This window comes from Actinomadura sp. 3N508 (assembly GCF_044326375.1).
In the GTDB taxonomy this organism is placed as follows: Bacteria; Actinomycetota; Actinomycetes; order Streptosporangiales; family Streptosporangiaceae; genus Spirillospora.
The window spans coordinates 199800-222519 of sequence record NZ_JBIRAX010000006.1; the positions used below are offsets into that span (position 1 = coordinate 199800).

General features: G+C 74.3%; 24 protein-coding genes. 16 read left to right on the forward strand and 8 right to left on the reverse strand.

Going from position 1 to position 22720, the window contains the following annotated elements:
• Positions 1-78: 78 nt before the first annotated feature.
• Together ACH34S_RS22655 and ACH34S_RS22660 are read left to right on the forward strand one after the other, a co-directional pair.
• The gene (locus ACH34S_RS22655) at positions 79-1047 is read left to right on the forward strand and encodes an alpha/beta hydrolase (RefSeq protein ID WP_395954744.1); all 969 of its coding nucleotides are present in this window, start codon (positions 79-81) and stop codon (positions 1045-1047) included.
• Entirely contained in the window at positions 1028-1825 is a 798-nt protein-coding gene (locus tag ACH34S_RS22660) for an enoyl-CoA hydratase/isomerase family protein (protein WP_395954745.1), read from the forward strand. The genes ACH34S_RS22655 and ACH34S_RS22660 overlap by 20 nt, the downstream gene beginning before the upstream one ends.
• A 13-nt stretch (positions 1826-1838) precedes the next feature.
• On the opposite strand, the gene ACH34S_RS22665 is transcribed toward ACH34S_RS22660, so the two are convergent.
• The 4 genes from ACH34S_RS22665 to ACH34S_RS22680 all read right to left on the reverse strand — a co-directional run bounded on the left by ACH34S_RS22665 (position 1839) and on the right by ACH34S_RS22680 (position 6212).
• A complete protein-coding gene (locus ACH34S_RS22665) occupies positions 1839-3020 on the reverse strand; it encodes an acyl-CoA dehydrogenase family protein (protein ID WP_395954746.1) in 1182 nt (393 codons plus the stop codon).
• Between the two features lie 74 nt (positions 3021-3094).
• Positions 3095-4603, reverse strand: a complete 1509-nt coding sequence (locus ACH34S_RS22670; protein ID WP_395954747.1) for an RtcB family protein — start codon at positions 4601-4603, stop codon at positions 3095-3097.
• A 131-nt stretch (positions 4604-4734) separates the two neighbouring features.
• On the reverse strand, positions 4735-5388 hold the full coding sequence (locus ACH34S_RS22675; RefSeq protein ID WP_395954749.1) for a TetR family transcriptional regulator: 654 nt from the start codon (positions 5386-5388) through the stop codon (positions 4735-4737).
• Positions 5389-5420: 32 nt separating this feature from the next.
• Entirely contained in the window at positions 5421-6212 is a 792-nt protein-coding gene (locus tag ACH34S_RS22680; RefSeq protein WP_395954750.1) for an SDR family NAD(P)-dependent oxidoreductase, read from the reverse strand.
• Positions 6213-6410: 198 nt separating this feature from the next.
• On the opposite strand from ACH34S_RS22680, the gene ACH34S_RS22685 reads away from it, so the two are divergent.
• Entirely contained in the window at positions 6411-8483 is a 2073-nt protein-coding gene (locus ACH34S_RS22685; protein ID WP_395954751.1) for a HelD family protein, read from the forward strand.
• A gap of 9 nt (positions 8484-8492) precedes the next feature.
• Here ACH34S_RS22685 and ACH34S_RS22690 read toward each other — a convergent pair whose 3' ends face one another.
• Positions 8493-9059 (reverse strand): TetR/AcrR family transcriptional regulator, encoded by a 567-nt coding sequence (locus ACH34S_RS22690; protein ID WP_395954752.1) that lies wholly within the window; start codon positions 9057-9059, stop codon positions 8493-8495.
• Between the two features lie 103 nt (positions 9060-9162).
• On the opposite strand from ACH34S_RS22690, the gene ACH34S_RS22695 reads away from it, so the two are divergent.
• The 3 genes from ACH34S_RS22695 to ACH34S_RS22705 are packed head-to-tail and all read left to right on the forward strand — an operon-like array spanning position 9163 to position 11857.
• Positions 9163-9564: a nuclear transport factor 2 family protein gene (locus ACH34S_RS22695; protein ID WP_395954753.1), complete on the forward strand. Its 402-nt coding sequence runs from the start codon at positions 9163-9165 to the stop codon at positions 9562-9564.
• Complete coding sequence (locus tag ACH34S_RS22700) at positions 9561-10754, forward strand: acyl-CoA dehydrogenase family protein (RefSeq protein WP_395954754.1); 1194 nt, start codon at positions 9561-9563, stop codon at positions 10752-10754. Before ACH34S_RS22695 ends, ACH34S_RS22700 begins: the two co-directional genes overlap by 4 nt.
• Positions 10751-11857: an acyl-CoA dehydrogenase family protein gene (locus ACH34S_RS22705; protein ID WP_395954755.1), complete on the forward strand. Its 1107-nt coding sequence runs from the start codon at positions 10751-10753 to the stop codon at positions 11855-11857. Before ACH34S_RS22700 ends, ACH34S_RS22705 begins: the two co-directional genes overlap by 4 nt.
• An 8-nt stretch (positions 11858-11865) precedes the next feature.
• Here ACH34S_RS22705 and ACH34S_RS22710 read toward each other — a convergent pair whose 3' ends face one another.
• The 3 genes from ACH34S_RS22710 to ACH34S_RS22720 are packed head-to-tail and all read right to left on the reverse strand — an operon-like array spanning position 11866 to position 13948.
• Entirely contained in the window at positions 11866-12717 is an 852-nt protein-coding gene (locus ACH34S_RS22710) for a 1-aminocyclopropane-1-carboxylate deaminase/D-cysteine desulfhydrase (RefSeq protein ID WP_395954756.1), read from the reverse strand.
• On the reverse strand, positions 12714-13358 hold the full coding sequence (locus ACH34S_RS22715) for an adenylate kinase family protein (protein ID WP_395954757.1): 645 nt from the start codon (positions 13356-13358) through the stop codon (positions 12714-12716). Before ACH34S_RS22715 ends, ACH34S_RS22710 begins: the two co-directional genes overlap by 4 nt.
• Before the next feature lie 35 nt (positions 13359-13393).
• Positions 13394-13948, reverse strand: a complete 555-nt coding sequence (locus ACH34S_RS22720; RefSeq protein ID WP_395954758.1) for a universal stress protein — start codon at positions 13946-13948, stop codon at positions 13394-13396.
• Positions 13949-14096: 148 nt separating this feature from the next.
• Here ACH34S_RS22720 and ACH34S_RS22725 point away from each other — a divergent pair, with 148 nt between their 5' ends.
• From ACH34S_RS22725 to ACH34S_RS22770, 10 genes are all read left to right on the forward strand, one after another.
• Positions 14097-14594: an XdhC family protein gene (locus ACH34S_RS22725; RefSeq protein ID WP_395954759.1), complete on the forward strand. Its 498-nt coding sequence runs from the start codon at positions 14097-14099 to the stop codon at positions 14592-14594.
• 176 nt (positions 14595-14770) lie between these two features.
• Entirely contained in the window at positions 14771-15748 is a 978-nt protein-coding gene (locus ACH34S_RS22730) for a sigma-70 family RNA polymerase sigma factor (protein ID WP_395954760.1), read from the forward strand.
• 126 nt (positions 15749-15874) lie between these two features.
• Positions 15875-16558: a protocatechuate 3,4-dioxygenase subunit beta gene (gene pcaH / locus ACH34S_RS22735; protein ID WP_395954761.1), complete on the forward strand. Its 684-nt coding sequence runs from the start codon at positions 15875-15877 to the stop codon at positions 16556-16558.
• 232 nt (positions 16559-16790) lie between these two features.
• A complete protein-coding gene (gene pcaG, locus ACH34S_RS22740; RefSeq protein ID WP_395954762.1) occupies positions 16791-17333 on the forward strand; it encodes a protocatechuate 3,4-dioxygenase subunit alpha in 543 nt (180 codons plus the stop codon).
• Positions 17323-18528, forward strand: coding sequence for a 3-carboxy-cis,cis-muconate cycloisomerase (pcaB, locus tag ACH34S_RS22745; RefSeq protein WP_395954763.1), 1206 nt, complete (start codon positions 17323-17325; stop codon positions 18526-18528). Before pcaG ends, pcaB begins: the two co-directional genes overlap by 11 nt.
• Complete coding sequence (gene pcaD / locus ACH34S_RS22750) at positions 18525-19304, forward strand: 3-oxoadipate enol-lactonase (RefSeq protein WP_395954764.1); 780 nt, start codon at positions 18525-18527, stop codon at positions 19302-19304. Before pcaB ends, pcaD begins: the two co-directional genes overlap by 4 nt.
• On the forward strand, positions 19301-19696 hold the full coding sequence (gene pcaC, locus ACH34S_RS22755) for a 4-carboxymuconolactone decarboxylase (RefSeq protein ID WP_395954765.1): 396 nt from the start codon (positions 19301-19303) through the stop codon (positions 19694-19696). The genes pcaD and pcaC overlap by 4 nt, the downstream gene beginning before the upstream one ends.
• Positions 19697-19731: 35 nt before the next feature.
• On the forward strand, positions 19732-20553 hold the full coding sequence (locus ACH34S_RS22760; protein ID WP_395954766.1) for an IclR family transcriptional regulator: 822 nt from the start codon (positions 19732-19734) through the stop codon (positions 20551-20553).
• Between the two features lie 38 nt (positions 20554-20591).
• A complete protein-coding gene (locus ACH34S_RS22765) occupies positions 20592-21749 on the forward strand; it encodes a 4-hydroxybenzoate 3-monooxygenase (protein ID WP_395954767.1) in 1158 nt (385 codons plus the stop codon).
• Between the two features lie 103 nt (positions 21750-21852).
• On the forward strand, positions 21853-22704 hold the full coding sequence (locus ACH34S_RS22770; RefSeq protein WP_395954768.1) for a phosphatase PAP2 family protein: 852 nt from the start codon (positions 21853-21855) through the stop codon (positions 22702-22704).
• Positions 22705-22720 lie beyond the last annotated feature (16 nt).

Here is a 22720-nt window from a genome sequence, read left to right on the forward strand (position 1 = left end):
GCGGCGGGGTTGACGCCGCGGCGCCCGGGGAAGGCGATCGGGGAGATCCCTGTCGCGTTCCCGCCCGCCGGAGGCCGCATGCCCTTGCACGCGCAGACCGTGCGCTTCCTGGACGTCCTCGCGTCCTGGACGGACCTGCGGCAGGGCGCCGAGCCCACGATCGAGGAGATGCGGGCCGAGGTCGGGTTGGCGTCCCCGGCCGTCCGGCGGGAGCTGCCACTGGTCCGCGACGTCGCCGTGCCCGGTCCGGGCGGGTCCGTGCCGGTGCGCGTGTACCGGCCGGAGCCGCCCGGCCGGGGCGCGCTTCCCGCGATCGTCTACCTGCACGGCGGGGGCTGGGTCCTCGGGAGCGTCGACAGCGTGGACGCGCTGTGCCGCGAGCTGGCCGCGGGCACGGGCTGCACCGTCCTGAACGTCGGGTACCGGCTCGCGCCCGAGCATCCGTTCCCGGCGGCGGTGGACGACGCGTGGGCCGTCGTCGCGTCCGCCGCGCGCGAGCCGGGGCGGTGGGGCGTCCGGCCCGGGGCCGTCGCGGTGGCGGGTGACAGCGCGGGCGGGAACCTCGCCGCCGTGGTCGCGCTGCTGGCCCGCGACCGGGGCGTGCGGCTCGTCCACCAGCTGCTCGTCTACCCGGTGACCGACACGGCGATGGACACCCCGAGCTGGCGCCGCTACGCCACCGGATACGGCCTGGACGCGGCGACCCTCGCCCGGTTCATGACCCTGTACCGGGGCGGGGCCGACCCGTCCGACCCCGGGCTCGCGCCGCTGCGCGCCCCGGACCTCGCCGGGGTCGCGCCCGCCACCGTGATCACCGCGGAGTACGACATCCTGCGCGACGAGGCGGAGGCGTACGCCCGCCGCCTCGGCGCCGCCGGGGTGCCGGTGGAGCTGCGCCGCCACGACGGCGTCGTGCACGCGTTCTTCCTGCTCCCCGAGATCTTCGACGCCGGGGCGGAGGCCATCGAGTTCGCTGTGCGACGATTGCGCGCGGCATTCGGCGAGCGGACGCGGGAGGGAGCCGGGCATGGGCGGCGGACCGTATGAGCGCTACGAGCGGCTGAAGATCGACCGGGCGGGGGAGGGCGTGCTGCGGGTCGTGATCAGCACGCCCGGCAAGCTCAACGCCGTCGACCGGACCGGGCACCGGGAGCTGGCGGAGATCTGGCGCGACGCCGACGCCGACGACGAGGTGCGGGCCGTGCTCCTGCGCGGCGAGGGGACGGCGTTCTCCGCCGGCGGCGACCTCGCCATGATCGAGGAGATGATGGGCGACCACACCGCCCGCCGGACGATCATGCGCGAGGCCCGGGACATCGTGATGAACGTGCTGAACTGCTCGAAACCGGTGGTCAGCGCCGTGCAGGGCCCGGCGGTCGGCGCGGGCCTCGCGGTCGCGCTGCTCGCCGACATCTCCGTCGCCGGCCGCACCGCGAAGATCATCGACGGGCACACGCGGCTGGGCGTCGCGGCCGGTGACCACGCCGCGATCGTGTGGCCGCTGCTGTGCGGGCTGGCGAAGGCCAAGTACTACCTGCTGCTCAACGAAGTCCTCACCGGCGAGGAGGCGGAGCGGATCGGGCTGGTCTCGCTGTGCGTCGACGACGAGGACGTCCACGACCGCGCCCTGGAGATCGCCGCGCGGCTCGCCGCCGGGCCCGCGGAGGCGCTGTCGTTCACCAAGCACGCGCTGAACAACTGGCTGCGGCTCGCCGGTCCCACGTTCGACGCGTCGCTCGCGATGGAGTTCTTCGGGTTCACCGGCCCGGACGTGCGGGAGGGCGTCGCCGCGATCCGCGAGAAACGCCGCCCCGAGTTCGGCTGATCGGGGCAGGCGGTCAGTACGAATTGGGCAGGCCCAGCTCGTGCTGGGCGATGTGCGCCAGGACGAGCTCCTCCGCGACCGGGATGTTCTTGGCGATGCGCGCGTCGCGGAACATGCGCGCGACCGGGTACTCCAGCGAGTAGGCCATGCCGCCGTAGGTCTGGAACGCGCGGTCGGCGGCCTGCCAGGCCGCGTCCGCGGCCGTGAGCTTGGCGATGTTGGCCTCCGGCCCGCACGGGCGGCCCCGATCCCACAGCCAGGCCGCCTTGTAGGTCATGAGGCGGGCCAGCTCGACCTGCGCCTTGATCCGCGCGAGCGGGAACGCGACCGCCTGGTTCGCGCCGATCGGCTTCCCGAACGGCGCCCGCTCGGACGCGTACTCGCACGCGATCCGCAGCACCAGCTCCCCGAACCCGACACCGCTCGCCGCCGCCAGGACGCGCTCGGGGTTGAGGATGTCCCACAGGACGGCGAAGCCCTGGTCGACTTCGCCCAGAACCCGGTCGGCGGGGACGCGCACCTCGTCCAGGAACACCATGCTCGACGCGACGACGTTGGTGCCGAGCTTCGGGATCGGCCGGTAGGTGAGCGTGCCGTCGGCGACGGCCTGCTTGACGTCCACCAGCAGGACGGTGAACCCGGCCGTGCGCGGACGCGCCTCGGCGGCCGGGATCGTCCGGGCGACGACCAGCATGAAGTCGGCCCGCTCCACGCCGGAGATCCAGATCTTCCGGCCGCTGACGGTGAACCCGTCGCCGTCCCGGCGGGCGCGCGTGGTGATCGCGATGGAGTTGCTGCCCGCGTCCGGCTCGGTGATCGCGAAGCAGGTCTCGATCTCCCCGGCGGCGATCCCCGGCAGGAACTCGCGGCGCTGCGCGTCCGTGCCGTGCCGGGCGATCGTCAGCCCGCCGAACGCGGGCGTGAGCAGGTACATGAAGCCCGCCGCGCCGCCCGCGCCGCCCTCGGCGAGGGCCTCCAGCGCGACCGACAGCTCCAGCAGCCCCTGCCCGCCGCCGCCGTGCTCCTCCGGGATCGCCAGCGCGTGCCAGCCGCCCCGGACGAGATCCCGCCAGATCTCCTCGGGCCAGCGCTTGTCCGCGTCGCAGCGGCCCCAGTAGTCCTGGTCGTACTCGCGGGCGATCGCGAGCACGCCCTCGCGCACCGCGGCCGCGCTCTCCGGCAGGTCGAAGTCCACCGCGCCTCCCTACACGCTCGGTCCGCTCACCGTACCGGATTCTAGTAAGTGCACACTGACGACCTCGTACGGCGTCATCCCTTGACCGTGAGGAGCGGGCGCAGCTCGGCGACCGGCGTCGCCACGCCGCCGCCCCGCAGCCCGGCGACCACCGGGCCGATGTCCTTGTAGGCCCACGGCGCCTCCTGCTTGAGGTCACGGCGCCACGCCTCGATGACGTCGGAGCGCCGCGCCGTTCTCGGGTCCCGGTGGTCGAGCGGTGTCACCACGCGGAAGTCGCGGAGGAACGCGTCCAGCTCGGCGTCGTTCCCGCGCGCCGCCGCGCCCCGCGGGACGCGGCGTCCCGCCCCGTGGCACGCGCTGGCGAGCGTGCGCGGGCTCCCATGCCCGCGCAGGACGAAGCTCGCCGCCCCCATCGACCCCGGGACGATCACCGGCTCGCCCCACATCGCGTACGGGCCGCCCGCCATCTCGGCGTGCCCGCCCGCCGGGGTCGCGCCCTTGCGGTGCACGACCCGGTCGCCGTCCTGCCAGAACAGGTTGTGCGGCGCGTCGTACAGGAGCCGGGACGCCATGTCCCCGCATTCGGCCGCGAGCCCGGCGCGCATGGTCAGGGAGAGGAAGAACCGGTTGCCGGACGCGAAGTTGGCGGCGTTGCCGAACGCGTCGAGGTACCGGCGCCGGTCCGGCTCGGACCGCTCGTCCAGCAGGAACGGCAGGATGCCGTTGCCCGGCCGGGGCAGCCCGGCGGGCCAGTACGCGCGGAGCCGGGTCAGCGCCGTCGCGTTGGCCTGGTGCCCGGTCGACAGCGACCCGCTGTGCACCATCGTCACGACCGTGCCGGGCGTCAGGCCCCACGCGTGCGCGGCGGCGGCGTCGTGGACGTCCGCCACGTACTGCAGCTCGGCGAAGTGGTTGCCGCCGCCGATCCCGCCGATGACGCTGTCGTGGCTCGCGCCGCCCGCGCTGCCGATCCAGTCGGCGAACGCGGCGGCCGTCTCCACCGGATGGCCGGACGCGTGCACCCGGTCCAGGCACTCCTCGGCGTCGCCGGGCCGGACGCCCTGCCAGGGCGTCTCCCCGGTGAGCAGGAGACCGGGCAGGCCGTCCCGGAGGAGACCCTCGCGCTGGGCGGGGGTGAGCGCGATCCGGCGCCCGCCCTCGAAGAACAGGTGCCGCAGCCGCCGCTCCAGCGCCTCCAGCCTCGGCCGGACGCGGTCGGCGCGCAGCGTGGTCACCTCCAGCCGCATCCCGCAGTTGACGTCGTTGCCGACCGCCTGCGGGAGCAGCGCGCCCTCGGTCTCCAGGACGGTGCCGATCGGTATCCCGGCGCCCTTGTGGAAGTCGGGGGTGAGGACGAGGCGGGTGATCCGCGGCGCGGGCCCGTCGTAGTGCGGCTTGGCCTCGGCGAGGCGTTCCAGGGTGACGGCGGTGTCGAGGAGCGAGAGGGCCTCGTCCACGGCGGCGGGCTCCAGCGGGACGTCGTCGCCCGCGCAGATCTCGGCGGGGACGCCGTGCGGGTTGGGGAGGGTGAGCCAGTGCTCGTCCGTGCGGACGAGCCGGCGGTCCTGACGTGCGGGCATGCGATTCCTTCGGGCTGCTTGGATGCGCGTCATGGCGCGCGGGGGAAGGCCGTCCGCGCAGGGAGGCGCGCGACGGCGGGGGAGCGGACGGTGGCCCGCTCGTTCCTCCGGTTCAGCAGCCGCGAGGCGGTTCAGACGGTACCGGGGGAGCCGGCGCCGGTGCCAGGGGATTTCGCGGGGGCGCCCAGGTAGCGGGTCACGATCCGGGCGATGAAGTGCGCGGTGTGCTCCGGCGGGCCGGACGGCAGCATGAGGTGGCTCGTGGTGAGGCGCACCGCGGCGGCGGTGATCTCGGTGAGGGCGGCGCGGTCCAGGTGCGGCCAGTGGCGCAGGGCGTGCGCGGCGATGCGGTCGCTCGCGGCGAACAGCAGCGGCTCGGCCCGGGTGGTGAGCAGCGGCAGCATCTCGTCGCCGCCCTCGCCGGTCAGGACCGCCTTCATCAGCCGGTCGTCCGCGGCCGTCTCCAGCGTGTAGGTCACCGCGGCGACCACCGCCGAGTACAGGTCGTCGTGATCGGACAGCACCGCGTCGATGCCGTCGAGGTAGTGCTCGTTGTGGCGGATCACGACCGCCTGCACCAGGCCCCACTTGTCGCCGAACTCGTTGTAGACGGTCTGGCGGCTCACCCCGGCGGCGGCGGCGACGTCCCGCATCCGGACGGCGCGGTAGCCGCGTTCGACGAGCAGGTCGGCGGCGGCGTCCAGCAGGGACTCGCGCACGGGGCGGCCGGCAGTGCCCATATGTCGTCGTGCCTCCGGGGTGGTGATCGTGCGGCGGGGGCGCACGTCACCATTATCCCTCGCCGGCCCCTCCCTGGTCAGGGTGCCAGGCGGTCCCGGGTCCACTCCTTTACCCCGGCGATGAACGCGTCGACGTCGGCGGCCTTGCCCGATGCCATTTCGCTGAACCAGCCGGGGACGTACTGCTCGAACCGGCCGCTCGCCAGGACCTCCAGCACGGCCGCGGCCACCTCCTGCGGCGGCAGCGCGTCGGACAGGTCGCTGATCGGCTCCTCGTTGCCGGGGAGCGTGAACAGCTCCGTCCCGGCGATCAGCGCGGGCTGGACGACGTGGACCCGCACGCCGGTGCCGTCCAGATCGACCGCCATGCTCTCCCAGAACGCGGTCAGCGCCGCCTTCGACGCCGCGTAGGCGGCCTCGTGCGGCGGCCCGAGCCGCGCCGCGACCGACCCCATCGCGACGAGGTTCCCGCGTCCGCGCCTGATCATCCCGGGCAGCAGCGCCAGCGTGAGCCGCACGGGGGACAGGTGGTTGAGGTGCATCACCTCCTCGGCCTCGGCGGGGGTGAGGTCCTGGACGCGGCGCCGTTTCGGCATTCCGGCGTTGTTGACCAGCACGTCCACGCCGCCGAGCGTCCGTTCGGCGTCCGCCGCGAGGTCGGCGATCGCGTCGAGGTCGGTGAGGTCGGCCGCCCACATCGCCGAGTCGGGCGCGTGCTCGCGGCACCGCGCGAGGACCTGCTCCAGCCTGTCCTTGCGCCGCGCGACGAGTCCCACCCGCGCCCCGGCGGCCGCCAGCGCCTCGGCGACGACCGCGCCGATGCCGGACGAGGCGCCCGTGACCAGCGCGGACCGTCCTTCGAGGGTCATCGTCCCGCTCCGTCCGGCCTCGTCTTCCCGGTCTGCGTCAGGGTCTTCCCGGTCTGCGTCAGCATGCCGCCCAACGTCACACACCCCGGGCCGCCCGGCAAGGCGCAGCGCCGCCCGCGGGCACGGCTTGACCCGGCCCGGTAAGGTTGTGGGTTTCGCCCTCACCCACCCCCCTCTCGCCGCCGGAGGTCTGCGCGCATGCCCGCCGAACCCGCCCGATCCGCGGAGCCCGACGAACCCGACGAACCCGAGCGCCCTGCCGAGGCGGACGTCCTCGCCGCGGAGCGCGCCCACCTGGCCGAGTCCCGCGCCGCGCTGCGGCGGATGCGCGAGCACGCCCGGAGCCTGTCCGCCGACGTCGCGGCGGACTGGGTGTCCAAGCAGTTCCTGGAGTCGCTGCTCGACCAGCGCGTCGCGGCGCTCGCCGACCACCCCGACACCCCGCTGTTCTTCGGCCGGATGGACCGCGACGCCGCCGGTTCCGCGACCCTCCCGGACGACGACCTGCCCGCGATCATGTACGTGGGGCGGCGGCACGTCCACGACGGCGACGAGGGCCGCCCGCTCGTGCTGGACTGGCGCGCCCCCGTGTCGCGGGCGTTCTACCAGGCCGGGCCCGCCGACCCGATGGGCTGGCGGCTGCGGCGCCGGTTCGGGTTCCAGGCCGGGGAGCTGACCGCGTTCGAGGACGAGCCCCTCGACGGCGGCGGCGCGACCGGCCCCTCCCGGATCCTCACCGAGGAGATCGAGCGCCCCCGCACCGGCCCCATGCGCGACATCGTCGCGACGATCCAGCCGGACCAGGACGTGATCGTCCGCGCCGACCTGGCCCGCACCGTGTGCGTGCAGGGCGCGCCCGGCACCGGCAAGACCGCCGTCGGCCTGCACCGCGCCGCCTACCTGCTGTTCACGCACCGGGAGCGGCTGTCGCGGTCCGGGGTGCTGATCGTCGGGCCGAACCGGGCGTTCCTCGCCTACATCTCGGCCGTGCTGCCCGCGCTCGGCGAGGTCAGGGTCGAGCAGGCCACGATCGACGACCTGCTCGGCGCGCCCGCCGCCGAGGAGCCCGCGCCGGTCGCGGCGCTGAAGGGCGAGGCGCGGATGGCGGACGTGCTCCGCAAGGCGCTGTGGCTGCACGTCCGCAAGCCCGCGGACGGCCTGGTCTTCACCCGGGGCTCCGCCCGCTTCCGGCTCGCCGACCACGAGGTCCGGGAGATCGCCGCCGCGCTGCGCGGCACGACCCGCTACGGCAGCGGCCGCGCCGCGTTCGCGCAGCGGCTCGCCCACCAGATCCTCGTCCTGATGGAGCGGCGCGGCGAGGCGCCCGACGACCGCGTCCAGGACCAGGTCGCGCGCAGCAGGCCCGTCAAGCAGGTCCTGGACGAGGTGTGGCCCAAGCTGACCCCCGAGCAGGTGCTGTTCCGGCTGCTGTCGGACGCCGACTTCCTGCGGAAGGCCGCCAAGGGCGTCCTCGACGAGGAGGAGCAGGACGCCATCCGGTGGGCCAAGCCCGCCCGCTCCCACCGCACGGCCAAGTGGACCGCCGCCGACCGTGCGCTGCTGGACGAACTGAACGACCTCATCGAGCGCACCGCCTCCCTCGGGCACCTGGTCGTGGACGAGGCGCAGGACCTCTCGGCCATGCAGCTGAGGGCGCTGGGCCGCCGCTGCGGGACGGGCTCGGCGACCGTCCTCGGCGACATCGCGCAGGGCACCACGGCCTGGTCGGCGCGGTCCTGGAAGGACGTCCTCACCCACCTCGGGCAGGACGGCGACGTCACCGAGCTCACCCTCGGGTTCCGCGTCCCCGGCACCGTCCTGGACTTCGCGGCCCGGCTGCTCCCGCACGTCGCGCCGGAGCTGGAGCGGCCGCGCTCGCTGCGTGCCGGGCCGGGCGCGCTGGACGTCCGGCGCGTCCCCGACCCGCTGCCGGCCGCCGTCGACGCCGCTCGCGAGGCCCTCGCCCGTCCCGGGTCGGTCGGGCTGATCGTCCCGGACGCCGCCGCGGAGGCGCACGCCGCCGCCCTGCGCGCCGCGGACGTCGAGCACGCCATTCTCGGGCCCGACTCCGACGGCGCCGCCCGCCTGCTCGTCATTCCGGCGACGCTCGCCAAGGGCCTGGAGTACGACCATGTGATCGTCGCCGAGCCCGCCGCCATCGCCGCCGCGGAGGCGCGCGGCCTGGCCCGCCTGTACGTGGTGCTGACCCGCGCCGTCACGTCCCTGACGATCCTGCACCGCGACGATCTTCCGGCGGAGCTGGCCTCCTGAAGCCGCGCGTCAGGGGCGGGGGCGGAGGCCGTCGAAGGCGAACTTGAGGACGTCCTCGTGGGCCCCGGCGCGCCCGGCCGCGTAGGACATGCCCGCCAGCAGCGCCATCACCTCGGCCGGACCCACGTCACCGCGGACCGCTCCCGCCTCCTGCGCACGCTCCAGCAGCACGCCGAGCGCCGCCTTCAGGTCGGGTCCCGCCCGCCCCGACGCCGCGTGGGCGTCGACACCCGCCTCGGCCAGCGCCTCCGTCACCGCGTGCTTGGTCGCCGCCTGCGCCACCACCCGCGTGAAGAAGCCGAAGAACGCCTCTCCGGCGTCTTCGGCCGACCGCAGGGCCTCCGCCTCGGCCACGAGCCGCTCCAGCAGGGCGACCAGGACGGCCTCCAGCAGCGACTCCTTGGTCGGGAAATGCCGGAACACGGTGCCGATCCCGACGCCCGCCGCCCGCGCGACCTCCTCGGTCGGGGCCGCGGTCCCCTGGCCGGCGAAGACCTCCTCCGCCGCGGCGAGGACCTTCGCGCGGTTGCGCACCGCGTCGGCACGAAGCGGCCGCCCGGACGCGGATGACGTCATCGCAGCCTTTCATTGACATGTTTGTGCCGTTTGGCCGGATTGACCGGTGTCGCGGCTCCTATATCGTCTTCCGGAGCACGAACTCCGATTGTAGGGGAGGGAAATGTCCGAGTTCGCCAGCCCCCGGGCCGTCTTCCAGCGGCTGATCGACGGGGTGACCGCCCGGCGGCCCGACGCGCTGCCGCGCCTGTACGCGGAGGACGCGGTGGTCGTGCACCCGCTCGCCCGTCCCGCCGCCCGGCTGGAGGGCCGCGAGGCGCTGCGCGAGCACTTCGCCCGGCTGGAGACGCTGCCGGTGGAGATGACGGCGCGCAACGTCGTCGTCCACCACACCGCCGACCCCGAGGTCATCATCGCGGAGTTCGAGTACGAGGGACGCAACACCGAGACGGGACGGGCGTTCGTCGTGCCCAACATCTTCGTCCTGCGGGTACGGGACGGCCGCATCGTCGAGTCCCGCGACTACGCCGGACATCACGCCTTCGACGAGGCGTTCGCCCTGTGAGCGCGGCACCGCCCGACGCCGCCGGACTGGACGGGCTGGTCACCGGGTTCCTCGCCGCGCACGACCCGGCGGCGATGGAGCCCCTGGAGTTCCTCCGGGCCCGGTTCGACGCCGGACTCGCCTGGGTCCACTACCCGGAGGGGCTCGGCGGGCTCGGCGCCCCGCGCGCCCTGCAGCCCGCCGTCGACCGGCGGTTCGCCGACGCGGGCGCGCCGGCCAACCATCCCGAGCGCAACGCCATCGGGCTCGGCATGGCCGCCCCGACGATCGCCGCTTTCGGGACCGACGAGCAGAAACGCCGCTTCCTGCGCCCGCTCTGGACGGGCGAGGAGGTCTGGTGCCAGCTGTTCAGCGAGCCCGGCGCCGGGTCCGACCTCGCCGCGCTCGCCACCCGCGCCGTCCGCGACGGCGACGCCTGGACCGTCGACGGCCAGAAGGTCTGGACGTCCATGGCCCACGAGGCGCGCTGGGCGATCATCGTCACCCGCACCGACCCCGGCGTTCCCAAGCACCGCGGCATGACCTACTTCGTCCTCGACATGACCGCGCCGGGCGTCGAGGTTCGGCCGCTGCGGCAGATCACCGGCGAGGCCGAGTTCAACGAGGTCTTCCTCACCGGCGTGCGGGTCCCCGACGAGCACCGCCTCGGCGAGGTCGGGCAGGGCTGGCAGGTCGCCACGACCACGCTGATGAACGAGCGCGTCGCGATCGGCGGCCACGCCGCGCCCCGCGAGAGCGGCATGATCGGCGTGGCCGCCGCCCTCTGGCGCGACCGCCCCGAGCTGCGCACCCCCGGCCTGCACGACGCGCTGATGCGCGCCTGGGTGGGCACCGAGGCCGCCCGCCTCACCGGGGAGCGGCTCCGGCAGCAGCTCACCGCCGGGCACCTCGGACCCGAGGGATCGGGCGTCAAGCTGGCGTTCGCCCGGCTCAACCAGGAGGTGTCCGGCCTGGAGCTGGACATTCTCGGCGAGGACGGCCTGCGCTACGACGACTGGACCATGCGCCGCCCGACCGAGGTCGACTTCACCCGCCGCTCGCCCGGCTACCGCTACCTGCGCGCCAAGGGCAACTCCATCGAGGGCGGCACCTCGGAGATCCTGCGCAACATCATCGCCGAGCGCGTCCTGGGCCTGCCCGGCGAGATCCGGGTCGACAAGGACGTGCCGTGGAAGGACCTGCCGAAGTGACCGACCTCCTCTACAGCGACATCGAGGACGACCTGCGGGCGAGCGTCCGCCAGGTCCTCGACGACAGGGCGCCTTGGACGTCCGTCCTGGCTGGCACCGAGAAGGACGACCCCTACGACGCGTCCCTGTGGCGGGCGCTCGCCACCGGCCTGGGATGCGCCGGGCTGCCCGTCCCCGAGAACCTCGGCGGCGCCGGGGCGACCTGGCGCGAGACCGCCGTCGTGATGGAGGAACTCGGCCGCTTCGCCGCGCCGGTCCCGTTCCTGACCAGCTCGGTCGTCGCGACGGCCGCGCTGATGGCCGCCGGTGAGCCCGGCGTGCTCGACCTGCTCCCCAGGGTCGCCGCCGGGGAGAAGATCGCCGTCCTGGCCGTCCCGTTCAGCGCCGCTCCCGGCGACGAGATCGGCGCGAGCGCCGTGACCGTCCAGGCGGGCGGTGACGCGCTGACCGGCGAGGTCACCAGCGTCGCCGACGGGATGGCCGCCGACGTGCTGCTGGTCCCGGCGGCCGGCGACCTCTACGCCGTGGCCGCCGCCGAAGCCCGCCGCACCGCCGTGACCTCCCTGGACATGACGCGCCGCCTCGCCGACATCGCCTTCACCGCCGCGCCCGCCCGCCGCGTCGCCGGCGGGACCGGCGCCGTCGACGCCGCCCTGCTCGCCGGCGCGGCGATGCTGGCCTCCGAGCAGCTCGGGCTCGCCGAACGGTGCCTGGACGACACCGTCGCCTACGTCAAGACGCGCTACCAGTTCGGCCGCCCGGTCGGCTCCTACCAGGGCCTCAAGCACCGTCTCGCCGACCTGTGGACGTCCATCACGCAGGCCCGCGCCGTCGCCCGCCACGCCGCGTCCTGCCTTGCCACTGGCGGGGCCGCCGGGGACGGGGACACGCGGATCGCGGTCGCCGTGGCGCAGGCGCACTGCTCGGAGACCGCGCTCAAGGCCGCCGAGGAATGCGTCCAGATGCACGGCGGCATCGGCTTCACCTGGGAGCATCCCGCGCACCTGTACTTGAAACGCGCCAAGGCCGACGCGATCGCCCTCGGCACCCCCGATCGCCACCGCACCGCCCTGGCCGGGCTCGTCGATCTGCCGCCCGCCTGACGCGCCGATCAGCCCGTGATGACGGCCAAGACTCGCGTGCCGTCCGGGAACGCGCCGCGGTCGGCCAGCGCGAGGACGCCGAACATCATCTTCGCCGTGTAGATCCGGTCGAGGACGATCCCGTGCCGCGCGGCGAAGTCGTCGGCGAAGCCGTCCAGCTCCGGTGTCGTCCTGGCGTATCCGCCGAAGTGGAAGCCGTCCTCGACGCGCCAGTCGCCGCGCCGCTCGCCGTACGTCTCGTGCTGGAGGCGCGCCACCTCGCCGTCCATGAAGCCGCCCTTCAGCACGGAGAAGCCCAGGGCGCGCTGGCCGGGTCCCAGCCCGGCGGCCAGGCCCGCGAGCGTCCCGCCCGTCCCGCAGGGGCAGCACACGACGTCGTAGCCGGGCACCTCCTCGCCTAGCTCCGCGCAGCCCCGGACGGCCGCCGCGTTGCTCCCGCCCTCCGGCAGCAGGTAGAAGCCGCCCCACTCCCGGCGCAGCGCCGCTATGACACCGGGCTCGTGCTTGCGCCGGTAGGACGCACGATCCAGATAGGTCAGGCGCATCCCCATCCGCTCGGCGAAGGCCAGCGAATCGTTCAGCGGCAGGTGCTCCTCGCCCCGGATCACCCCGATGGTCGCGAACCCGAAGATCTTCCCGGCCACCGCCGTGGCCCGGACGTGGTTGGAGTAGGCGCCGCCGAACGTCAGGACCGTCCCGTGCTCGCGGGCGGGCCCGAGGTTGTGCTTGAGCTTGCGCCACTTGTTGCCGGGCAGCTCCGGGTGGATCAGGTCGTCCCGCTTCAGGAACAGCCGCAGCCCGCGCCGGGCGAACCGGTCGTCGGCCAGCTCGGCGACGGGGGAGAGCACCGGCGAGATCACCGGGGCATCGGCAGCCGGAGCCGCTCGCGGATCGCCTTCTGCACCTCCTGGACGCCCGGCCGCGCGTCCACGGTCACCACGTACTCCTTGCGGCCGAACAGGTCCAGGACGGGATCGGTCTTCTCGTGGTACAGCCGGAGCCGCTCGGCGAGCGCCTCCTCGGTGTCGTCCTCCCGCGCCTTCAGGTCGCCGCCGCACACGTCGCAGCGGCCCTCCTCGGTGGGCCGGTCGTTGATCAGGTTGTAGTCCATCCCGCACTGGGAGCACAGCCGCCGGGCCAGGACGCGGCGGCGGACCTCACCGTCCGGCAGGTCCAGATGGATCACCCCGTCGATGTCGTAGCTCTCCAGGAAGAACTCCGCCTGCCTGCGGTTGCGCGGGAACCCGTCGATCACGAACCCGTAGTTCCAGTCGTGCTGGTCGAGGCGGCTCCGGACGACGCCCTCCACCAGGTCGTCGCCGACCAGCTCCCCGGCCGCCATGATCCGCCGGACCTGCGCGCCGAGCTTGGTGTGGTTCTTGACGTGCCACCGGAAGATGTCCCCGACGCTGATGTGCACGATGTCCAGGTCCCGCGCGAGAAGCCCCGACTGCGTTCCCTTGCCGCAGCCGAGCGGGCCGATGATGACGTACTTGCGCATGCCGAGAGCCTATGCGCCGCGCCCCGGAGCCCCGTTCAGAGCGGCAGGCGCAGGCGGCGGCCCAGGCGGCGGAACCGGGAGTCGGGGACGTGCTCGGGCGACTCGTCCCGCTCGGTCAGGCACTCCAGCAGCAGGTCGAACGCGGGCGGGCGGACGCACACCAGCGTCGCGCGGGCCCGCCGCGCGCAGTGCAGCCGCACCGACGGGCGCAGCAGCCGCGAGAACGGGCTGCGGGTGCCGTGCCCGACGACGAGGATGTCGTCGTCGCCCGCCAGCCGCACCAGCGTCGCGCCCGGCTCGCCGACCAGCGCCAGCGCCGTCATCTCCAGGCCGTCCGGCGGGCCGTCGCTCACCTCCGCGAGCAGCCGCGCGATCAGCTCGGCGCCGGACCCGCGCAGCGCCTCGGTGATGCCGCAGCCGAGCTGCCCGGCCGCCGACACGTGCGGGGGCAGCGGCGCGGCATGGGCGACCAGCAGGGGCAGCCTCCGCAGCCGTGCCTCGCCGATCGCCCAGGAGAGGGCGCAGCGGGCGCCCGCGGAGTCGTCGACACCCACCACCACGCGGGGGCCGCCCTCCGGTCTCGCGATCACGGTCCCTCCCGAGGCCGCCGGTTGATGTGCAGTCTAGGGTGCAGGCATACCCGCCGCCACGGAAGTGTTTCGCGTAGTGGAAACGACGGTTTCCCCAAAATGAACGCGTCCGCTTTACCGGCCGCCCCGCCGGCGGCAGACTTCCCGTATGGCCACACCGCACGCGAACGACCCGTCTTGCGCGGTCGCGCACGGCGACGTCCGGCCCGAGGCGGGGGAGCGGACGCTGGTCGCGGTCTTCGCGGGCGCCGTCGCCGACCACCTGCTGCGCTACGGCGCCGACCTCGGCTACCGCACGTTCCTCGTCGACCCCGACAAGGACCGCGCCGGCGCCACCGACCTCCCGCCGCTCGACGCGACCGCGGACGTCGTCGTCACCGACCACCACCGTCCCGAGCTCGGGCCCGTCCTGCGGGACGTGCTGACCCAGCCCGTCCGGTGGGTCGGCGTCATGGGCAACCCCCGCCACCCGGCCCCGCACATCCCGGCGCTCACCGAGCTCGGCGTGCCCGCCGCCGACATCGCCCGGGTGCAGCGCCCCATCGGGCTGAACATCGGCTCCCGCACCCCGGCGGAGATCGCCATCGCGACCCTCGCCGGGCTGATCGCCGACCGCAACGGCCGCCCCGGCGGCTTCGAGTTCTGACGCCCCCGCGCGGGCCGACGCGGCCGCCCGTTTCGCGGTGGATTCGCTGGTCGGAGCGTAGAATGGGGCGGGTTTTACACGTTCTGTCGGTGGGCTCGCCTACGGTCGGAGGCGACAGGGGCCCGTCGGCCCACGCCCGTCCGAGCGACGACGCCGAACGAAGGTGACGACCAGCCATGTCGAACAGCACCATCGAGACAGACCGGGACTTCCAGGAACTCGCCGACCCCTACCGGCGTGAGCTGCTGGCGCACTGCTACCGGATGCTCGGGTCCATGCACGACGCCGAAGACCTCGTGCAGGAGACCTACCTGCGGGCGTGGCGGTCCTACGAGAACTTCGAGGGGCGCTCCTCGCTGCGGACGTGGCTCTACCGGATCGCCACCAACGTGTGCCTCACCGCGATCGACCAGCGCGGCAACCGGCCCATGCCGTCCGGGCTCGGGGCGCCGAGCGACGAGCCCGAGCGGCCCGTCGTCGCCTCCCCCGAGGTGCCGTGGCTGGAGCCCGTCCCCGACGCCGTCATCGGCGCCGACGCCGCCGACCCGGCCACGATCGTCGCCGCCCGCGAGAGCACCCGGCTGGCGTTCGTCGCGGCGCTGCAGCACCTGCCCGCCAAGCAGCGCGTCGTGCTGATCCTGCGGGACGTCCTGAAGTGGCGGGCCGCCGAGGTCGCCGAGCTGCTCGACACCTCCACCGCCGCCGTCAACAGCGCGCTGCAGCGGGCGCGGGCACAGCTGGAGGAGAACCAGCCCCTGCGCGACGAGCTCGTCGAGCCGACCGACGCCGCCCAGCGTGACCTGCTCGAACGCTACGCCAAGGCCTTCGAGGACGCCGACATCACCGGCCTCATCGAGCTGTTCAAGAAGGACGTCATCTGGGAGATGCCGCCCCACCTCGACTGGTTCGTCGGCGCCGAGAACGTCGTGCGGCTCATCAGCGTCCAGTGCGCGCCCTCGCCGGGCGACATCCGGATGGTCCCGTCCGCCGCGAACGGGCAGCCCGCGTTCGGGCTCTACATGCGCGGCGACGACGGCGTCCACCGCGCCTACCAGCTCCAGGTCATCAGCGTCACCGAAGAAGGCGTCGCGCACGTCTCGGCGTTCTTCGACACGACCCTGTTCCCGCTGTTCGGGCTGGCAGAAGAGCTCTGAACGGCCCTCCCTTCCACTGAGCGGAAACCCGCGGCGGGCGCATCGGACGCCGGCTGCCAGGGTGGATGACGAGCGGCCCCGGCACGACGGCCGGAGCCGCCCCCGCCGAGTGGGAATGGGAGGCACATGGACATGGTCGAGGCGTCGCCGCACCCTCCGTACCTGTACCCGGGCTACAAGAGCACCGTGCTCCGCGCCCCCGCGCAGGAACTGATCATGCCCAGGCTCGGCCCGGACAGCGTCGAGCTGACCTCGCCCGTCTTCGGCCACCAGGAACTCGGCCGGCGGGACTTCGACCTCACCGCCCAGCATCCCGGCGAGCCGCTCGGCGAGCGGATCATCGTCACCGGCCGGGTGCTCGACACCGCGGGCCGCCCGGTGCGGGGCGCGCTCGTCGAGGCGTGGCAGGCGAACGCGGCGGGCCGCTACAACCATCTCGGCGACGTCCACCCCGCGCCGCTCGACCCGAACTTCACCGGCGCCGGACGCTGCCTCACCGATGACGACGGCCGCTACCGCTTCATCACGATCAAGCCCGGCGCCTACCCGTGGGGCAACCACCACAACGCGTGGCGGCCCGCGCACATCCACTACTCCGTCTTCGGGACGGCGTTCACGCAGCGGCTCGTCACCCAGATGTACTTCCCCGGCGACCCGCTGTTCGCCTACGACCCGATCTTCCAGTCGATCCCGGAGCAGAAGGACCGCGAGAAGCTGATCGCCCGGTTCGACATGGACACCACCGAGCCGGAGTGGGCGCTCGGCTACCAATGGGACATCGTCCTCGGCGACACCCCCATGGAGGCCTGATGACCGCAGCGGAGCGAGGATCTTCGGGGCTCCGCCCCCCGGGGGTCTGGGGGTCGTCCCCCAGAAAGGCAGGCCTGATGACCGCAGCGGAGCGAGGATCTTCGGGGCTCCGCCCCCGGGGGTCTGGGGGTCGTCCCCCAGAAAGGCAGGCCTGATGACCGCAGCGGAGCGAGGATCTTCGGGGCTCCGCCCCCCGGGGGTCTGGGGGTCGTCCCCCAGAAAGGCAGGCCTGATGAGCATGAGCACGCCTTCGCAGACCGTTGGACCGTTCTTCGGGTACGCGCTGCCCTACGAGGCCGGGCCGGAGGTCGTGCCGGGCTGGCGGCCGGACGCGATCCGCGTCCGCGGCCGGGTCCTCGACGGCGCCGGGCAGCCGGTGCCGGACGCGCTGCTGGAGATCTGGCAGGCCGACGAGACCGGCGAGATCCGGCGGCGGCCGGGCGGCATCGCCCGCGCCGGGCACGACTTCGCCGGCTTCGGACGCTGCGGCACCGACGCGGACGGCGGCTACTGGTTCAGCACCGTCAAGCCCGGCGCGGTCGGCGCGGGCGCGCCCTACATCGCCGTGCTCGTGTTCGCCCGCGGCCTGCTCAAGCCCGTCTTCACCCGGCTGTACTTCCCCGAGGACACGGCGGCGCACGCCGGCGACCCGCTGCTCCGCGAGGTCCCGGACGCGCGGCGCGCGACCCTGGTCGCCGAGCGCGAGGGGGAGCGGCGGTACCGTTTCGACATCCACCTGCAAGGGGAGCGGGAGACGGTCTTCCTTGGCTTCTGACGAACATCGCGCGGCGGGCGAGGCCGCCGGAACCGCGTCGCCGGACGCGGGGCTGCTGTCCCCGGTCCGCGCCGGGACGGAGGCCGAGGCCGCCACGAGCGACCTCGCCTACCTGACGGCGATGCTGGACGCCGAGGCCGCCCTGGCCCGCGCTCAGGCCCGCCTTGGGATCGTCTCCGCGGACGCGGCCGAGACGATCGCCGCCGCCGCCGTCCCGGACCGGTTCGACCTGGCGGACGTGGCGCTCCGGGCCCGCGGCGCGGGCAACCCCGTCGTGCCGCTCGTCGCCGACCTGCGGCGGCTCGCCGGGGCGGCGGGCGAGCACGTCCACAAGGGCGCGACCAGCCAGGACATCGTCGACACCGGCGCCATGCTCGTCGCCGCCCGGACCCGGCGCATCGTCCTCGCCCACCTCGACCAGGCCATGGACGCGCTGGCCGGGCTCGCGGCGCGGCACCGCGACACCCCGATGCCCGCCCGCACGCTCGGCCGGCAGGCGCTGCCGACGACGTTCGGCGCGAAGGCCGCGAACTGGCTGCTGGGCTGCCTGGAGGGCCGCGAACGGCTTGCCGCCGTGTCCCTCCCGGTGCAGCTCGGCGGCCCCGCCGGGACGCTCGACGCCTACGGCGACCAGGCCCTCGACCTGGTAGCCGCCTACGCGGAGGAGACGGGGCTGGCGGCGCCCGTCCTGCCGTGGCACACGCGCCGCACCCCGGTCGCGGACCTCGCGGCGGCGCTGGCGCTGGTCACCGGCGCGCTCGGCAAGATCGCCACCGATGTGTGGCTGCTGTCGCAGAGCGAGGTCGGGGAGGTCGCCGAGGCGGCCGGGCCGGGCAAGGGCGGGTCGTCGTCGATGCCGCACAAGCGCAACCCGGCGCTGTCCACGCTGATCCGGTCCGCCGCGCTGCAGGTCCCGGCCCAGGTCCAGGTGCTGCTCGCCGCGCAGGCCGCGCCGCACGAGCGTCCGGCGGGGGAGTGGCACGCGGAGTGGCAGCCGCTGCGCGAGTGCCTGCGCCTCACCGGCGGCGCGGCGGAGACGGCCGCCGGGCTGGTGGCCGGCCTCGAGGTGTCCACCGAGCTGATGCGGGCAGACCTCGACGACCTGCTCGACGTCCTCGGCCGCGATCCCGGGCCGGGCGCCGCCGCCGTCCTCGTCGACCAGGCCCTCGACGCCTACCGCAGGAGCCGCGCGTGACCGGGGCAAGACCGCCGCACCACCGGCTGGACGGCCCGGCGGACGCGCCCGTCGTCGTCCTGGGCCCGTCCCTCGGGACGTCCATGGACCTGTGGTTGCCGCAGCTGCCCGCGCTGACCCGGTCGTGGCGCGTGCTGCGCTACGACCTGCCCGGCCACGGGAACGAGCCGCCACCGGACGGCCACCTCACCGTCGACGACCTCGCCGACGGGATCACCCGCCTCCTGGACGACCTCGGCATCGACCGGGTCGCCTACGCGGGCGTGTCACTCGGCGGGGCGATCGGCACCACGCTCGCGCTCCGCGCCCCCGGCCGCGTGGCCAGCCTGATCCTGTGCTGCACGTCCCCGCGCTTCGGCGAACCCGGGCCGTGGCACGAGCGGGCGGCGCTCGTCCGCCGCGAGGGCGTCGGGCCCGTGGCGGACACGGCGGCCGGGCGCTGGTTCACCCCGTCCTTCACCGGCGCCGACCCCTGCGTGGCGATGCTCCGCGCGACCGACCCCGAGGGCTACGCCGCCTGCTGCGACGCCCTCGCCCGGTTCGACGTCACCGCCCGGCTCGGCGAGATCTCCGCGCCGACCCTGGTGATCGCCGGCGCGCAGGACCGCCCCACCCCGCCGGACGGCCACGCCCGCACGCTCGCCGCCGGCATCCCCGACGCCCGGCTGACCGTGATCGACGACGCCGGGCACCTGGCGAACGTCGAGCGGCCGGCCCCGGTCACCGGCGCGATCACCGAGCACCTCGACCGCACCTGGAAGGGAACCGCCCGATGAGCGACGCGCAGCGGAAGAGCGACGCGGAGCGGCACGCGCAGGGCATGAAGACCCGCCGCGAGGTCCTCGGCGACGCGCACGTCGACCGCGCCGAGGCCCGCAAGGACGACTTCACCGCCGACTTCCAGGACATGATCACCCGGTACGCGTGGGGCGAGATCTGGAGCCGCCCCGGCCTGGACCGCAGGACCCGCAGCTGCATCACCCTCACCGCGATGGTCGCCGGCGGGCACCTGGAGGAGCTGGCGATGCACGTGCGGGCCGCGATCCGCAACGGCCTGACCCGCGAGGAGATCAAGGAGGTTCTCCTGCAGTCGGCGATCTATTGTGGGGTGCCCGCCGCGAACTCGGCGTTCGCCGTCGCCCAGCGGGTACTCACCGAACAGGAATGACGGGCGGGCGGTCCCGGGCAGTGACAGTGCGGGCGGTGGACGGCGTGGGCGGTGACCAGACGAGCGGGACGCGGCCGGTCAGCGTGGCGGGCAAGGTCATGGCCATCCTGAACGCGTTCGCGCAGGGCGGCGTGCGGCTGAACCTGAGCGAGATCTGCCGCCGGGCCGGGCTGCCCCTGGCCACCGGTCACCGGCTCGTAGGCGAGCTGGTCGCGGGCGGGTTCCTGGAGCGCGTCCCGGACGGCACCTACCGCATCGGCACCCGGCTGTGGCGGATCGGCAGCCAGGCGCCCGCCGTCATGGGCCTGCGCGAGCTGGCGCTCCCGCACATGGAGGACCTGTACGAGGCCACGCACGACAACGTCCAGCTCGGCGTCCTGCGCGACGACCGCGTGCTGATCGTGGAACGGCTGCGCGGCACCCGCTCGGCCCCGATCGTCACGCAGGTCGGGCAGACGCTGCCGCTGCACACCACCGGCGTCGGGAAGGTGCTGCTGGCCTACGCGCCGCCGGACGTCCGGGAGAAGGTCCTGCGCGGCGACCTCGACCGGCACTCGCGCCGCTCCATCACCGACCCGGACGAGCTGCGCCGCTCGATCGAGCAGGTCCGCCGCTCCGGATACGCGCTGACCCGCGACGAGATGACGCTCGGCGCGTCGTCGGTCGGCGCCCCCGTCCGGGACGGCGCGGGCGCCGTCGTCGCGGCGATGTCGCTGGTCTCCGGTACCCGCGGGGCCGACCTGCGCCGCCTGCTGCCGCCGCTGACGACGGCGGTGCGGGCCCTGTCCCGCGACGTGGCCGCGCACTGGCACGGGAACCCCGACATGTTCTCCGCCGAGCGCGACACCGGCGCCTGAACCCCCCGATCAACGAGACGACGAGGAGAACGAGAGCGATGCGCACCCAGGTCGCGATCATCGGCGGCGGGCCCGCGGGCCTGCTGCTGTCCCAGCTGCTCCACCTCCAGGGGATCGACTCGGTCGTCCTGGAGAGCCGGGACCGCGACTACGTCGAGCACCGGCAGCGCGCCGGGATGCTGGAGCAGGGCACGACCGACGCGCTGCGCGACGCGGGCGTCGGGGAGCGGCTCGACCGGGAGGGCCTCGTCCACCACGGGCTGGAGCTGCGGTTCGGCGGCGCCGGGCACCGCATCCCGCTGACCGACCTCACCGGCCGGACCGTGACCGTCTACGCGCAGACCGAGATCGTCAAGGACCTCCTCGCGCGGCGGCTCGCGGACGGCGGCGACGTCCGGTTCGAGGCCGAGGTCGTCGACCTGGACGCGTCCGCGCCCCGCGTCACCTACCGCGGCGGCGGCGAGACCCGCACCCTCGACTGCGACTACATCGCGGGCTGCGACGGGTTCCACGGCGTCAGCCGCCCGGCCGTCCCGGGGCTGCGGACGTTCTTCCGCGACTACCCGTTCGCGTGGCTCGGCATCCTCGCCGGCGTCCGGCCGTCCACCGAGGAGCTGATCTACGCCCACCACGACCGCGGCTTCGCGCTGCACAGCCTCCGCTCACCCACGGTCAGCCGCCTGTACCTCCAGGTCCCGCCGGACGAGGACATCTCCGCCTGGCCCGACGCCCGCATCTGGGACGAGCTCGCCGCCCGGTTCGCCACGGGCGACGGCTGGAAGCTGCACGAGGGCCCGATCACCGACCGGTCGATCACGCCGATGCGCAGCTTCGTCGCCGAGCCGATGCGGCACGACCGGCTGTTCCTCGCCGGGGACGCGGCCCACATCGTCCCGCCGACCGGCGCGAAGGGCCTCAACCTCGCCGTGTCCGACGTGATCATCCTGGCGCGGGCGCTCGCCGAGCGCTACGCCACCGGATCGGAGAGCCTGCTGGACGGCTATTCCGACACGTGCCTGCGCCGCGTCTGGCGGGCCGAGCACTTCTCGTACTGGATGACCACGCTGCTGCACACCGACCCGTCCGCGACCGCGTTCGAGCGGCGGCTCCAGCGCGCCCACCTGGACTACGTGGCCTCCTCGGAGCCGGCCGCCACGACGCTCGCGGAGAACTACGTCGGCCTTCCGATCGGGTGATGAGATGGATGTCACCTAAGGTGACAGCGTCTGAAATTCTGCCGAAAGGGCAAGTTCGGTCTACCGTGGGGCCCGTGACGGTGCGGGCGGTCGGGGGAGCGCGGTGAGCCTTGTCGAGCAGCCGCACCACCCGGACGAGACCCCGCCACGCCCGCCGGAACCCGAGCGGCCGGACCAGGCGGCGAGGCGGAACGAGAAGAAGCCGGGCGGGCGGCCGCGGCCGGTCCGGGAACTGGCGCTGATCCTCGGGCTGTTCGGGCTCTACAAGCTCGGCCGGCTGTTCTCCAGCGACCGCGTCACCGACGCCTTCGCCAACGCCCGCGACATCTGGGACCTCGAACGGACCCTGTACCTGCCGGACGAGGCCGCCGTCCAGCAGGCGATCCTGCACAGCGAGGCGCTGATCCACCTCGTGAACGGCTACTACGCGGCCGTGCACTTCCCCGCGACCGTGCTGTTCCTGCTCTGGATCTATCTGCGGCGGCCCGCCCACTACCGGTGGATCCGCCGCGTCCTGGTGGGCCTGACCGCCGCCGCGCTCGCCCTGCACCTGCTCGTGCCGCTGGCCCCGCCCCGCATGCTCCCCGCCACCGGTCTCATCGACACCGCCGCCAGGTACGGGCCCGCCGTGTACGGGGCCCCGGAGAGCGACATGATCGCCAATCAGTACGCGGCGATGCCGTCCCTGCACATCGGGTGGGCGGCCGTGATCGCGCTCGGGCTCGTCGTCACGTCCAGGACGCGGTGGCGGTGGCTCTGGCTCCTGCACCCGGTGACGACCATCGCGGTCGTCGTCGCCACCGCCAACCACTACTGGCTGGACGGGATCGTCGCGCTCGCGCTGCTGTCGATCACCGTGCTGCTGCTGCGCCCGCCCGCCGCCACACCCGGCGTTCCCGCTTCCGGCGCCCCGGGCTCCGCGCCCAGCGTCTCCAGCAGCTCGACGACGGGCTGAAGCTTCTCGTACAGCA